General features: G+C 40.8%; 10 protein-coding genes and 1 pseudogene. 1 reads left to right on the top strand and 10 read right to left on the bottom strand.

What is annotated here, in order from left to right:
• Positions 1 to 447: 447 nt before the first annotated feature.
• The 9 genes and pseudogenes from E6139_RS09030 to E6139_RS22880 all read right to left on the bottom strand — a co-directional run.
• Positions 448 to 1,953 carry a HAMP domain-containing histidine kinase gene (locus E6139_RS09030; RefSeq protein WP_316402733.1) on the bottom strand — a complete coding sequence of 502 codons (1,506 nt, stop codon included), beginning with the start codon at positions 1,951 to 1,953 and terminating at the stop codon, positions 448 to 450.
• Positions 1,950 to 2,636 (bottom strand): response regulator transcription factor, encoded by a 687-nt coding sequence (locus E6139_RS09025; RefSeq protein WP_010740068.1) that lies wholly within the window; start codon positions 2,634 to 2,636, stop codon positions 1,950 to 1,952. Before E6139_RS09025 ends, E6139_RS09030 begins: the two co-directional genes overlap by 4 nt.
• Positions 2,637 to 2,743: 107 nt before the next feature.
• Positions 2,744 to 4,165: an NADP-dependent phosphogluconate dehydrogenase gene (gene gndA, locus E6139_RS09020; RefSeq protein ID WP_316402732.1), complete on the bottom strand. Its 1,422-nt coding sequence runs from the start codon at positions 4,163 to 4,165 to the stop codon at positions 2,744 to 2,746.
• Between the two features lie 356 nt (positions 4,166 to 4,521).
• Positions 4,522 to 4,704 (bottom strand): 50S ribosomal protein L32, encoded by a 183-nt coding sequence (gene rpmF / locus E6139_RS09015; protein WP_316402731.1) that lies wholly within the window; start codon positions 4,702 to 4,704, stop codon positions 4,522 to 4,524.
• Positions 4,705 to 4,765: 61 nt separating this feature from the next.
• Complete coding sequence (locus tag E6139_RS09010) at positions 4,766 to 5,317, bottom strand: DUF177 domain-containing protein (RefSeq protein ID WP_316402730.1); 552 nt, start codon at positions 5,315 to 5,317, stop codon at positions 4,766 to 4,768.
• Positions 5,318 to 5,585: 268 nt separating this feature from the next.
• The gene (gene pyk / locus E6139_RS09005; protein ID WP_316402729.1) at positions 5,586 to 7,370 is read right to left on the bottom strand and encodes a pyruvate kinase; all 1,785 of its coding nucleotides are present in this window, start codon (positions 7,368 to 7,370) and stop codon (positions 5,586 to 5,588) included.
• Positions 7,371 to 7,432: 62 nt separating this feature from the next.
• The gene (gene pfkA, locus E6139_RS09000; protein WP_316402728.1) at positions 7,433 to 8,395 is read right to left on the bottom strand and encodes a 6-phosphofructokinase; all 963 of its coding nucleotides are present in this window, start codon (positions 8,393 to 8,395) and stop codon (positions 7,433 to 7,435) included.
• Positions 8,396 to 8,535: 140 nt separating this feature from the next.
• Positions 8,536 to 11,313, bottom strand: coding sequence for a DNA polymerase III subunit alpha (locus E6139_RS08995; RefSeq protein WP_410470519.1), 2,778 nt, complete (start codon positions 11,311 to 11,313; stop codon positions 8,536 to 8,538).
• Between the two features lie 192 nt (positions 11,314 to 11,505).
• Positions 11,506 to 11,796, bottom strand: a pseudogene (locus E6139_RS22880) (PHP domain-containing protein); the annotation flags it as partial.
• Positions 11,797 to 12,007: 211 nt separating this feature from the next.
• Here E6139_RS22880 and E6139_RS08990 point away from each other — a divergent pair.
• The gene (locus tag E6139_RS08990; protein WP_316402726.1) at positions 12,008 to 12,187 is read left to right on the top strand and encodes a YjzD family protein; all 180 of its coding nucleotides are present in this window, start codon (positions 12,008 to 12,010) and stop codon (positions 12,185 to 12,187) included.
• 277 nt (positions 12,188 to 12,464) lie between these two features.
• Here E6139_RS08990 and E6139_RS08985 read toward each other — a convergent pair whose 3' ends face one another.
• Positions 12,465 to 13,073 (bottom strand): hypothetical protein, encoded by a 609-nt coding sequence (locus tag E6139_RS08985; protein ID WP_316402725.1) that lies wholly within the window; start codon positions 13,071 to 13,073, stop codon positions 12,465 to 12,467.
• Between the last annotated feature and the right edge of the window lie 169 nt (positions 13,074 to 13,242).

Genomic DNA, 13,242 nt, shown 5'->3' with positions numbered 1-13,242 from the left:
TCTATATAATAGAAGCGCCCTACACATTTGGTTTGTTTTATTCGTTCAGTTTTCAAAGGTCTACATTGTTTGTCGCGTTGTTTCAGCAACTTTTATATCATATCAGGTTTTTAATTGAAAGTCAACAACTTTTATTTAAAAACTTTTTGATAAAAAAACAAGTTTGCTTTGTGTTTCGTTCAAGCGACTTTATAAAAATACCACAAGATTTATCATCCGTCAACAATTATCTTTAATTTTTTTCGAGATGTTTTTTTCTCTTGGGAACATTTAATAATATAGCAATCTTCAAGCTGTAATGCAACTCTTTTTTGCACTTTTTTTCAATCTTTTTTATTTTTCGAACGTTCATTTAAAACTCCAAAATAACGTTCGATTTTAAAACAAAAATAACGCTATCTTCACCTAAATCTATTTCGAACTTTCGCATAAAAAAACAGCTGAGTTCTACTCAGCTGTTTTTTCTTCCACCATTGGGATGACTATTCTAAAGATCGTACCCTTACCAACAGAACTTTCTACACTGATACTTCCCTTGTAGCTCTCTAAAAGTTTATGCGCAATTGATAATCCTAAACCATTTCCGCCTTTGGTTCGTGCACGAGCTTTGTCGACTCGATAGAAACGATTAAACACTTTATCGATATCTTCGTCCGGAATTCCTTCACCAAAGTCTTGGATCGCAATTTCGAATTTATTCAGGGTTGACGAAATAGAAAGATGAACTTCTTTTCGATCTGTCGAATATTTCACCGCATTATCCAAAATGATGATCATGATCTGTTCTAAGTGGTTACGATAAATCTTCAGGATTTTCTCGCCGTCCAGATCATCATCTAAGGTAAAAGTAAATTCTGGATAAAGCAGCTTAAAGTTATTGAATACTTGGTTCGTTACTTCTTTAGCTTTTGATGTTTCATTTCCATAATAAACATCCACCTGCTCCGCGCGAGACAGATCAAGCATTTCCTGTACGAGACTCTTCATGCGAACCAATTCTTGCAGGCTGGCTTGAATTGACTCATCTAAGATTTCTGGATCATCTTTCCCCCATCGGTTCAACATATTCAAATGACCCTCGATTACCGCAACCGGTGTTCTTAGTTCATGAGAAACATCTTCCACGAATTGTTCCTGCTGTTCGATATACATCCGAATACGATCAATCACATCGTTAAAGATGACTGCCAAGTCAGCTAGTTCATCATTCGTAGTGATCTCAGGTACATGGACCTCGGCCTGCGGGTCTTGTCGGATAATCTCCATCGTATCTCGCAGGATTTTGACAGGCTTCAGGAAGTAGGATGATAGCAAGAAGCCCAAGAAGCTACTCAAAAGCAATGAAACGATCTCTAATACGATCAACGTCAGCAATAGCTTACTGCGCATCTCGTAAAAGTCAGATAGTTCGTAAAAAACTTGAGCATAACCGATTTTCTCTCTGGTTGTCTTAGAATAGATTGGCTCTACTGATAAAAAACCGTTCTTTTCATCGACCGTAACAATCGTTGGCTCTTTATGTTTGGTTTGAACCAAAGGCTGATAATTTTTTTGTGTTTTGAATATCAGTTTCTTGTCCAAGTTATAGATATCTAATGACAGTTGACGCTGTCCTAGCTCTGAGATAAAGTCATCGATCCGCATCATGTTGCCTTCTAAGGTCATGTTTTGATCGTACATGGCGTTGTCTCGGGCATCCGTCTCAGTCAACGTTCGATAGGTATTAACCAATGTTAACTCTTCATCTGCATTCGCCAAGCGGGAAGTAACTTCAGAAATCGTGCGTTCAACGTTGTTTCTTTCTTTCGTCACGATCAGATTCACAGAGGATTTATAGGTAATCACCGCGAAGATCGTAAACACGACGAATATAAAGAAAGAACTTGTAAAGGCCCACTTGATGGTGAGTGAGGGCCCTTTCAGTTCTCTTTGTTTCTTGATCAATTTTCTCATGAGCGCATAACGTACCCAGTACCGCGGACAGTTTGGATATAGCTGTCTTCGCCTGGTACATCAATTTTATTACGCAGGTAACGAATGTATACATCGACTACGTTGGTTTCTACTTCTGTTTCGTAGCCCCATACTTTGTTAAGTAAAACATCACGGGCAAGAACCACATTGACATTTTCCATAAGCGTCAATAATAATTCGTATTCACGTTTGGTTAATTCAATGATTTCATTTCCGCGACGCACGACACGGTTTTCTTTTTCGATCGTTAGGTCACGATAAGTAATCGTCGTTTGTTTAGCAACATTCTTATCGCCTTCAATATCAATTCGACGAAGCAAAGCACGCAGACGCGCAAGCAGTTCTTCAATCGCAAATGGTTTGACGATATAGTCGTCAGCACCATGATCTAAACCAGAAACGCGGTCAATCACAGAGTCACGGGCTGTCATCATGATGATCGGTGTATTCTTCACCTGACGAACACGACGGCAAACTTCCAGACCGTTTAATTCAGGCAACATTAAGTCAAGTAAGATCGCATCCCAGTCACTTTCAAGAGCGGCTTCAAGTCCTGTTCTACCATTATAATGAACTTCTGTATCATAGCCTTCGTGTTTCAATTCTAGTTCGACAAAACGAGCTAGATTTTTCTCATCTTCAATGATCAGAATATTACTCATTTTTTTAGTTCCTTTCCTAGTTGAATTTCATTAAACCTCTATCATTATAGGGCTAAACCTGTCAAAAAGCTATAGTTAGTTATCGCTAATGTTATAAATAACCTTTGCTATTCTTCATGGTACCAGCTGTAGTGATAAATTCCTTCTTTGTCTGTACGTTCATAGGTATGAGCGCCGAAGTAATCACGTTGTGCTTGGATCAAGTTCGCTGGTAAGCGTTCAGCACGGTAAGAATCGTAATAAGTGATCGCAGATGAGAATGTTGGTACAGGAACACCCGCTTGAACAGCGATTGAAACCACTTCACGAACTGCTTGTTGATACTTGTCAGTGATTTCTTTGAAGTAATCATCAAGCATCAGATTTGCAAGATCGGCATCCTTTTCATAAGCGTCGGTGATCTTTTGCAAGAAACGAGCACGAATGATACAGCCAGCACGCCAGATTTTCGCGATATCGCCAAATGGTAAGTCCCAACCAAATTCTTTTGATGCAGCTCGTAATTCAGAGAAACCTTGAGCATAACTCATGATTTTGCTGAAGTATAATGCTTCACGGATTTTTTCGATCAATTCTTTTTTGTCGCCATCGTATTTATAAGGAACTGGTCCTGCAAGAACTTTGCTGGCAGCGACACGTTCGTCTTTATAGGCAGAGATGAAACGAGCAAAAACAGATTCAGTGATCAATGGCAGTGGTACACCTAAGTCCAATGCGCTTTGTGAAGTCCATTTCCCTGTTCCTTTATTACCAGCGGCATCCTTGATTACATCCACGATAGCTTTATCGGTACCTTCGTCGTCCTTACGAGTCAGAATATCTGCTGTAATTTCGATCAGATAGCTATCTAATTCACCTTTATTCCATTCAGCAAAGACGTCAGCCATTTCATCAACTGAAAGACCTAATAAGTTTTGCATCAAGTCATAGGATTCGGCGATCAACTGCATGTCCCCGTATTCGATTCCGTTGTGGACCATTTTCACATAGTGACCTGCTCCGTTTGCACCGATATAAGTCACACACGGTTCACCATCTTCAGCTTTAGCAGCGATTTGTTCAAAAATCGGAGCAACTAAGTCATACGCTTCTTTTTGTCCGCCAGGCATCATTGAAGGGCCTTCTAAGGCACCTTTTTCACCACCGGAAACACCTGTTCCGATGAAATTGATTCCTGAGTTGGCTAATTCCTCATTACGACGAATCGTATCTTTGAAGAAGGTATTTCCTCCATCGATCAGAATATCGCCCTTATCTAAATGTGGTAATAGTGATTGGATTGTAGCATCTGTTGCCGGTCCTGCTTGCACCATTAACATGATACGACGCGGTGTTTCAATTGAATCAACAAATTCCTCAATTGAAAATGTTGCTTTTAGGTTGCGCTCTGGATGTTCTGCAACAACCGCTTCTGTTTTTGATCCAGTCCGATTATACAAAGCCACCGAGTAGCCGCGGCTTTCGATATTCAAAGCTAGATTTTTTCCCATCACGGCCATGCCGACGACGCCGAATTGTTGTTTTGACATAGTAATCCTCCTAGTTCTTGATAATGACCAGTAAAGCCATATTGTAACAAAGTAGCAAATGACACTTTTTTATTGCAACTGGCATACCCACCCCGTTGGTACAAAGAACCTTCCAGTGGAACGGGAAACGATCATTCAATATTGCTCAATACGTTTCTCATTATATCCTAAGAAAGTGAGAATGGAAAATGAATAGTGTTTTTAATCCGAAATGCTTTTATAAAGCTAGACAATTCTTATAAAAATAGTAGATTTTTTATAATTCTGACAAAAATTCAATTTGATTCATTCCAAGAAAAAAACCTCGAGACTCCATGGTTAGTCTCAAGGTTTTGACTTTCTCTATTAAAAAGTGCTTATGCTTCTTCTTTAGACATAACATCTTTTCCATCATAGTAGCCGCAGTTGGCACATACGTGATGGCTCTTCTTCATTTCGCCACAGTTTGGACATTCGTTTAATCCTTTGATGGTTAATTTGTAGTGAGTACGACGTTTGTTCTTTTTAGCTTTTGATGTTTTTCTAGCTGGTACTGCCATTGGGTGTTACACCTCCTTATAAAATGAAGTATCATTACTGATACATTTTATTCCAATCTTACTAATCATCCTCAGATTCATTGAATAACTCAGATAATTTCGCAAGACGAGGATCAATTGCTTCAGCTGATTCCTCTTTTTTCTGCAAATACTCTTCTTCACTGACGACTTCCCAATCGTTGCCTTTTGGTAAATCAGCAGAAGCCAATTCTTCTTCAGTAAAGACTTGCAGCGGAATCGCTAATAAAATGTTATCTTCGATAGAATCGGTTAAGTCGATCGTATCATTGTCTAGGACAAGGATCTCTTCGTCTCTTTCTTCTTCCATTGAAGACCATTGCTCCCGTGTCATGAATACTTCGTCCACTGAAAGATCAAGCGGAAGATCAACTGGTTCCAAGGAGCGGGCTGAAGGAACAGTAACATTCGTTTTCAAGCGATAATGTAAAATATATTCATTTTTTCCGACAGACAAGATACCTTCTACAGTAACCGGAGCTACCGCTAAAATCTCATTGTCTCGGGCTGTCAATGCCTCATTCACATCGATCGTTTCTGAAAAATTTAGTGCTTCTTCTTTGTAGCGGCGCAATTCGCCAATCGACCATTTCATTATTCATCACCTCTAAGCAACAATCGATATTATACAGGTGGAAAAAACCTTTGTCAATGAAATTTTCTTGACACCCTTAAAAGCTTTATGAGCTCGTCCAGCTTCTGAGCATTAAGATGAAAAATTCTATCTATTTTATGAGCTAGCTAACAAACATGTATCGCAAAAATACGGACAATGCTCCATCCCCTGTATTCCTCATAGAAAAGGACTGTGACATAAAATGCCGCAGTCCCCACATTTCCTTTTCAGAACAACAATCTAAACCTTAGATCGCAGTTGTTTGTCCACGGTACACGATACCACGACGAGGGTCAACAGTAACTAATTCGCCATCAACGACTGTTGAAGTAGCACCATCTGCACCAACGACTACTGGAATATCTTGAGCGATACCGACAACAGCAGCGTGTGAAGTCAATCCACCATCTTCAACGATCAAAGCAGCAGCTTTTTCGATTGCAGGCATGTAGTCTTTGTCTGTTGTAGGAACAACTAGGACCATACCATCTTTGGCTTTTTTGATTGCTTCTTCAGCATTTTTAGCAACTACTGCGTGAGCAACAACTGTTGATTCACCAATACCTTGAGCTTGTAATAATTTAGAACCGATCATTTGAACTTTCATAACGTTTGTCGTTCCACGTTCACCAACTGGTACACCAGCAGTGATCAAGATCAAGTCGCCTTCTTTAGCAAAACCTAGATCAACAGCTTTTTGAGCTGCCAAGTCGAACATATCGTCAGTTGTTGTTGGTTTTTCAGCAACTGTTGGGTAAACACCCCAGTTAACCATCAAGCTGCGTTTTGTATGTTCGTCGAAGGTTACAGCCAAGATGTCTGCATCTGGACGGTATTTAGAGATCATACGAGCAGTGTGACCTGATTCAGTTGCGGCAACAATTGTTTTAACGCCTAAGTTTTTCGCAGCGCGAGCAACAGATAACCCGATTGTTTCAGTTACGTTTGATTTGTCAAATTCGTTGATTTGGAATGAACCTAATTCTGACAATGCAGCTTCAGCTTCCATATCGATACGAGCCATCGTACCAACAGCCTCAACTGGGTATTTACCATTTGCAGATTCACCAGAAAGCATTGTAGCGTCAGTTCCGTCAAATACAGCGTTGGCAACGTCAGATGCTTCCGCACGTGTTGGACGTGGGTTTTCTTGCATTGATTCTAACATTTGAGTCGCTGTGATAACTGGTTTACCAGCGTAGTTACATTTTTTGATGATACGTTTTTGAACCATAGGTACAAGTTCAGGCGCGATTTCAACACCCATATCCCCACGAGCGATCATGATACCATCAGAAACTTTGATGATTTCGTCGATGTTATCGATACCTTCTTGTGATTCGATTTTAGGGAAGATATGCACGTGTGTCATATTTTTTTCTTCAAGGATTTCGCGAATGTCAAGAACGTCTTGTGCTTTACGTACAAAACTTGCAGCGATAAAGTTGATATCGTTATCTAGACCAAAGCGGATATCGTCTGCATCTTTTTCAGTGATACCAGGCAAGTTGATTGAGATACCAGGAGCATTCACACCTTTACGAGAACCTAGCATACCAGCATTTTTAACTAACATGATCAATTCACGATTTGCTTCGTCTTTGTCGATGATTTCCATGTCGATCAAGCCATCATCGAATAAGATGTGTCCGCCGATATGAGCATCGTCGTATAGTCCTGGATAAGTAACAGCGATCTTTTCTTTTGAACCTTTGTGTTCTGGGTCCATAGAGATACGAGTCTTGTCACCAACGTTGAATTCGATATAGCCAGCGCGGCCGTAATCTGCATCTGTTGTATCTTGAACAGTTGTACGGATTTCAGCACCTTTAGTATCTAAAAGGATACCAACATCTTTACCAGTTTTTTCGACAGCTTCACGAACCATGTTCATACGTGTAAGTTGTTCTTCGTGATCTCCGTGTGAGAAGTTGAAACGGAACACGTTAGCACCAGCTTCGATTAATTGAGAAATTGTTTCTACTGTGTTACTTGCTGGTCCTAATGTACTAACGATCTTCGTTTTTTTCATTACGTAATACGCTCCATTCTTGATTGTTTATAATATATAGCTTTTCACTAATATTAACGAGATTAAAATGAGATTTCGTGATTCAAATTGTATAGAGACAAGTCAGGTTTGTGTTTATTGTTTTCTAATGTATCAACGATATCTGCGGCAGTTACTTCGTTGTCTAGGATCCCGATACATAATCCGCCTTTGCCTTCTAACAATAAATCAACGGCATATGAACCAAATTTGCTGGCTAATACACGGTCGCGAGCGCTTGGTGAACCGCCGCGGACAACGTGACCCAATACACTGACACGTGTATGGAAATCGCCATATTCAGCTAATTTATCAGCGAATTCATTTCCGCCCATTACGCCTTCAGCCAAGATGATCAAGCAATGTTTCTTCCCGCGGTCACGGCCTGCTTGGATTTTCTTAGCAATACGTTCCATATCGAAATCATGTTCAGGGATGACGATTTCGTCAGCTCCACCGGCAACACCAGACCATAAAGCGATATCTCCAGCATTACGTCCCATTACTTCGATAACAAATGTACGAACGTGTGAAGTCGCTGTATCACGGATACGGTCAACAGATTCCAAGACTGTATTGATCGCTGTATCAAATCCGACTGTGAAGTCCGTTCCCGGGATATCATTATCGATTGTTCCTGGAATACCAACAGCTGGGTAGCCATGTTTCGTCAAGGCCATCGCACCATGGTAAGATCCGTCACCACCGATGACAACTAATCCTTCAATACCGAATTTTTTCAATTGTTCGATCCCTTTTAATTGCCCTTCTTCAGTAGCAAATTCTGGGTAACGAGCTGAATATAGGAAAGTTCCGCCTCGTTGGATCTTGTCGCCGACATCAGCAACATCTAAACGACGAATATCTCCAGCAACTAGACCGGCAAAACCATAATTGATGCCATAAACTTCCATGCCTTCAAAAATCGATTTACGAACGACGGCGCGAACCGCTGCGTTCATTCCGGGAGCGTCTCCTCCACTTGTTAAAATTCCAATGCGTTTCATTTTCTCACCTCATAAATATTCTCGAAAAAACATACATCGTTTAATTCATGGTACATTCTACCAAAAAACATCCCAAAAGTCTTGGGATGTCTATGGGAAAAGTTCGGATTTTGCAAAAAGTTTTTGAAAGTTACAAGAAATCATCTTATTACGACGTTTTGTTCCCCTAATATGTCACTTAAAGCATTTATGAGGGTGTCATTAACCCCCACCCAAAACTTTCTATCCAGCACAATCTTCCGGTGATTTTTTTCATAATAGATCACAACCGGAACTTTTCCTGGTGATAATTGAAGTCTTTCGGCAATTCCTTGCTGAATTTCGGGAGAATCTTTGTCAGCCTGCACACGAAGGAATAGTTTCTTATCACTGATGTCATCCTCGGCGATTTGAGCAGAAATCATTTCTTCGACTAAGAGCTGAATCGCTTGATCGTATTTGCTGCGCTCCACCTTGCCTTGAACAAGATAAACTTTTTCCAATTCAAGCTCATTACGCAGGCGGCGATAGGTTTGTGGAAAGACGGTTAAGGAAATCTCGCCACTTTGATCATTTCCTGTTAAGAAGGCCATCTGTTCGCCTTTTTTTGTGCGTATCTCACGAACATCTTTTAAATAGAAGAGAATTTTCCCATGACTCCCGACAGACAGCTCGGTAATTGGCTGTAAATCCTTTTGTTTCAACAGTTTAGGATAATTTTCAGTCGGATGACCAGATACATACAGACCGAGGTATTGTTCTTCGTAATTCAAGCGCTCAGCCAGTGAAAAATCCTCCGATGGTCGCTCTTTGAGACTCATCACATCTAGTAACGACATACTACCGCCGCTGTACTGGACGTTTTGAATCTTACCTTCCAAACCATCAGCCAGCTCTCGTCGATTCGGATGAAGCTCATCAAAAGCGCCGATGAAAATTAACGGTGCGATGTATTCATTCTTCAGCCAGCGTGATTCGATCCGTAATAAGAATTGATCCAGCGATTTGAATGGTCCTTCCTCTTTGCGAGTCGTCAAAATGTCGCTGACGAAATCACGGCGCATTCCTTTGATTGCATCCAAACCAAAACGAATCAAGTCTTTTTTTACTAGAGTGAAACTATAGCTGCTGCGATTAATATCTGGTGCTAGTAATTTCACACCTGCTCGATCTGCTTCGGCAATATATTCCCGCAGTTTCTTCGGATCATTTCGTACCGACTGCATCAGTGCCGTGTAAAAAGCGCCAGGATAATGGACCTTCATATACGCCATCTGATAGCCAACGAAGCTGTAAGCTACTGAGTGAGATCGGTTGAACCCATAGTTGGCAAAGCGTTCGATGTAATCGTACACTTCTTCAGCACTTTTTTGACTATGTCCTCGGCCGATGGCGCCACCGACAAAATGACGTCTTTCTTCATCTAATAACTCTTTTTTCTTTTTGCTGACAGCCCGCCGCAATATATCGGCTTCCCCTAAGCTGAAGCCAGCCATCTGAGCGGCCACCTGCATGATCTGTTCTTGATAAACGATGAAGCCATAGGTCGGCGCCAGAATTTCCTGAACGGAACTATCTGGATAGCTAACTTGCTCCTTGCCGCTTTTCCGAGCGATAAACTGATCGATGATCTGCATCGGACCTGGACGATATAAAGCATTGACCGCGACAATATCTTCAAAAGAGTCTGGATGAAGATTGCGCAGAACTTTACGGATACCAGCGGATTCAAATTGAAAGACCCCACTCGTTTCACCTCGCTGGAACAAAGCGAGTACTTCCGGATCATCCAGCGGAATATTTTTCAGATCTATTTCTTCATGATACACTCGGCGAATATTTTGCTGCGCATTATCAATAATGGAAAGATTACGCAATCCCAAGAAATCCATCTTTAGCAGACCGATGGCTTCCACGTCAGACATGGTGAATTGCGTTAGTAAAATATCTTCAGAGCCGTTTTGCAGCGGAACGACTTCGATCAAGTTCACATCACTAATCACGACACCGCCTGCATGAGTGGAGACATGCCGCGGCAAACCTTCCAAGGCCAACGCTGTTTGGAATAGTAGATTGCTGCGTTCATCATGTGCGACCAATCGTTTCAAGGGTTCTGATTTATCATAGGCTTCACGCAAGGTAATCTTTAATTGATTCGGAATTGCTTTCGACCAACGATTCGCTTCACTTTGGGATAAGCCGAAGACACGACCGACATCTCGTAAGACCATTTTCGCCGCCATCGTTCCAAAAGTCGCGATCTGTGAAACATGGAAATGTCCATACTTCTCATGGACATAATGCAAAACTTGGTTCCGGCGATTGTCAGGAATATCCAGATCAATATCGGGCATGCTATTTCGTTCAGGATTCAAGAACCGTTCAAACAAAAGATTGTATTTGATTGGATCCACATCCGTGATGCTCAAAACGTAGGCAACCAATGACCCTGCTGCCGAACCACGACCGGCACCAGAAACAATCTTGCTGCGATGTACATAATCCATCACATCCCAGACGATCAAGAAATAATCATCAAACCCCATGCTATGGATGATCCCCAGTTCACGAGTCAATCGTTGCCGATATTCCTCAGTCACATCGCTAATCCGCTCCTGCAATTTCTGCCAGCACAGCTCTTGCAGATAAGCATCCGCCGTCTGCTGCGTAGGCACAGGATAATGAGGCAATAATTTTTGATGCAAAGGCAGATCAAATTGACAAACCTCAACCAGCTTTTGAGCATTCACTAACGCCTCTTCATTATTATCAAAACCGTCAATCAGCTCCTGCATGCCAACTAGATAATTCGCCCCCAGCTGATTGCTCAATTCTTTCCGCGGCAGCTGCGTGCCGTTTTGGATATGATCCATGACTTTAATCGCAAAAGCCTGAGTTGATTCCAGATATGCCACTTCATGAATAGCTAGTTGCGGCATATTTTCCGGTAACAGCGATACTTTTGTCGCGGGGGTGATGCCTAAGTAAAATTCGCCATTGATGAATTCCGCAATCTGAGAAAGGACGCCTTCGCTAGGATCGTATAAACGATTCACAGGTAAAACGGTAATTAGATTGTCGCCATTGATTTTGTATTCTGTTAAGGTCAGCGGCTTTTCCGCCATCATGCGAGTACTGGATAACCGCATCAATTCTTGATACCCAGCAACATTTTTCGCATAGAATAGGATACGCTCGGCAGATTCCTCAAAGTAAAAATCCAACTCTAAGCCAATGATCCCAATCATCTGATACTTCTTACAAGCTTGGAAAAATTCCACTGCGCCATACAACACATTCTCATCAGTGATCGCTATTGCCGAATAGCCACGAGCCTTCGCGGATTTCACATACTCATTGATCGTTAAGGTGCTTCTTAATAGTGAATAGGAAGTTTTCGTATAAAGTTGTGGGATTTGCATGATTTCCTCCTATTTAAATGTATTTATTTTTTCTATTATTCTATCGAGTCAGCTAGTAAGTATAGCATGAATATTCTACAGCTAAAACTCGATTACTGCTCACTTACTGTCTATTCTATATTTTCCGCTTATTTTCACAGGTCTTTTCTTTACATTTTCAAAAAAAATGCTAAACTGAACCTAGATAATCTTGCGAAAAGAGGTGCTCTTGATGAAATATCTAGTTACACTATTTTGGGCTTTCGCAATTGGACAAGCCGTTTGTTATCTAGGCGGTGCCTTGCAAAGTGGTTCTTATAACTTCGAATTATCTACGATCATTTCGCTTATTGTTGGAGTTATTGCACTTATTGCCGTGCATTTTGTTTCACCAAAAAAAGCCGAAGCATAGACAAAACCAGTTACTTTATTGTAACTGGTTTTTTGTTTATTTCAAATCAATTCTATTTTTCTCGTCAAAATATATTCTACCTGACTGAACTTTTCAAAGGACCGCCCAAAATCGTTTAGCTCACTTTTTTTCATTCATTTTTAGTAACTCCGTGAAATTGAATTCCCCTCCTTTGACGAAAATCGTAAACCTGGCATATTTAGTTCTTAAACGATTATAGAACAAAAGAAAGGCTGTCCGTCTGGGCAGTCTTTCTTTTGTAGTTTTAACTGAACAACTAGATATTCGTTTTTGACCAGCTTCTTCGCTGAGAAGCAGTTGAATGATACTTTTTGATACTATCAGTATCATCCAAGATAATAATTTTCTCTTTGATCGGACCCTCTGGCGCTTCTTGAACTTTTTCTACCAACTCATTATAACTATTATTCGAGATATTTACAGAAGCATGAAAATCGCTGTGTTCTTCTGCTACAATCCGGACAGCTCTACTAGAGATTTCATCCTTTTTCTTCGTCCAGTAGTAGCCTCCTAAAATAGAGTGAACCTCGTCCGCACTGTAACAAGTCAGGCTATCTTCTTCCAACATTCGCATAACATTGATATAAACCGCTTTTTGATTAGTCAGAAAAATGAACTTCGCATCACTGGCTCCAAACAGATCCCATAGTTGCAAGGATACGGGACTTTTCACATGCGTAGCGGCCCAAATATTTACGCTCTTTTCGTGTCCACACCAAAAAATCTGATCTTCATTTTCAAATAAAGGAGCGATCTTTGCCACTAGATTTTCCATTAAAAAATTCGTTTTCTCAGCAGTTTCCTTTTCATCTTCGCGGAAGTAACACGTCTTCAATTCTTGCAAAATAATTTCTTCATTCAACATGGGTACCCCTCCCTGTTCCCCTAACACTTCTGCATAATCCTTTAAAATACGTTCCCTTCACTTAGATTATGCAACAACTCGAGTGTCAGTACAGCCCAAAATATATATAATTTTTAAGTGAAATAAAGTACAACGGCGTTTAAACCAAGCAAGATAATTATTAGCAAAG

The organism is Enterococcus sp. (assembly GCF_032555305.1).
In the GTDB taxonomy this organism is placed as follows: Bacteria; Bacillota; Bacilli; order Lactobacillales; family Enterococcaceae; genus Enterococcus_A.
The sequence above is the reverse complement of the archived record's forward strand: the minus strand, read 5'-3'. Positions and strand labels throughout refer to the sequence as shown.

Excerpts from the sequence above, each read along its gene's own strand:
- E6139_RS09030 (WP_316402733.1), bottom strand. The coding sequence starts at position 1,953 with ATGAGAAAATTGATCAAGAAACAAAGAGAACTGAAAGGGCCCTCACTC.
- E6139_RS09025 (WP_010740068.1), bottom strand. The coding sequence starts at position 2,636 with ATGAGTAATATTCTGATCATTGAAGATGAGAAAAATCTAGCTCGTTTT.
- gndA (WP_316402732.1), bottom strand. The coding sequence starts at position 4,165 with ATGTCAAAACAACAATTCGGCGTCGTCGGCATGGCCGTGATGGGAAAA.
- rpmF (WP_316402731.1), bottom strand. The coding sequence starts at position 4,704 with ATGGCAGTACCAGCTAGAAAAACATCAAAAGCTAAAAAGAACAAACGT.
- E6139_RS09010 (WP_316402730.1), bottom strand. The coding sequence starts at position 5,317 with ATGAAATGGTCGATTGGCGAATTGCGCCGCTACAAAGAAGAAGCACTA.
- pyk (WP_316402729.1), bottom strand. The coding sequence starts at position 7,370 with ATGAAAAAAACGAAGATCGTTAGTACATTAGGACCAGCAAGTAACACA.
- pfkA (WP_316402728.1), bottom strand. The coding sequence starts at position 8,395 with ATGAAACGCATTGGAATTTTAACAAGTGGAGGAGACGCTCCCGGAATG.
- E6139_RS08995 (WP_410470519.1), bottom strand. The coding sequence starts at position 11,313 with ATGCCGCAACTAGCTATTCATGAAGTGGCATATCTGGAATCAACTCAG.
- E6139_RS08990 (WP_316402726.1), top strand. The coding sequence starts at position 12,008 with ATGAAATATCTAGTTACACTATTTTGGGCTTTCGCAATTGGACAAGCC.
- E6139_RS08985 (WP_316402725.1), bottom strand. The coding sequence starts at position 13,073 with ATGTTGAATGAAGAAATTATTTTGCAAGAATTGAAGACGTGTTACTTC.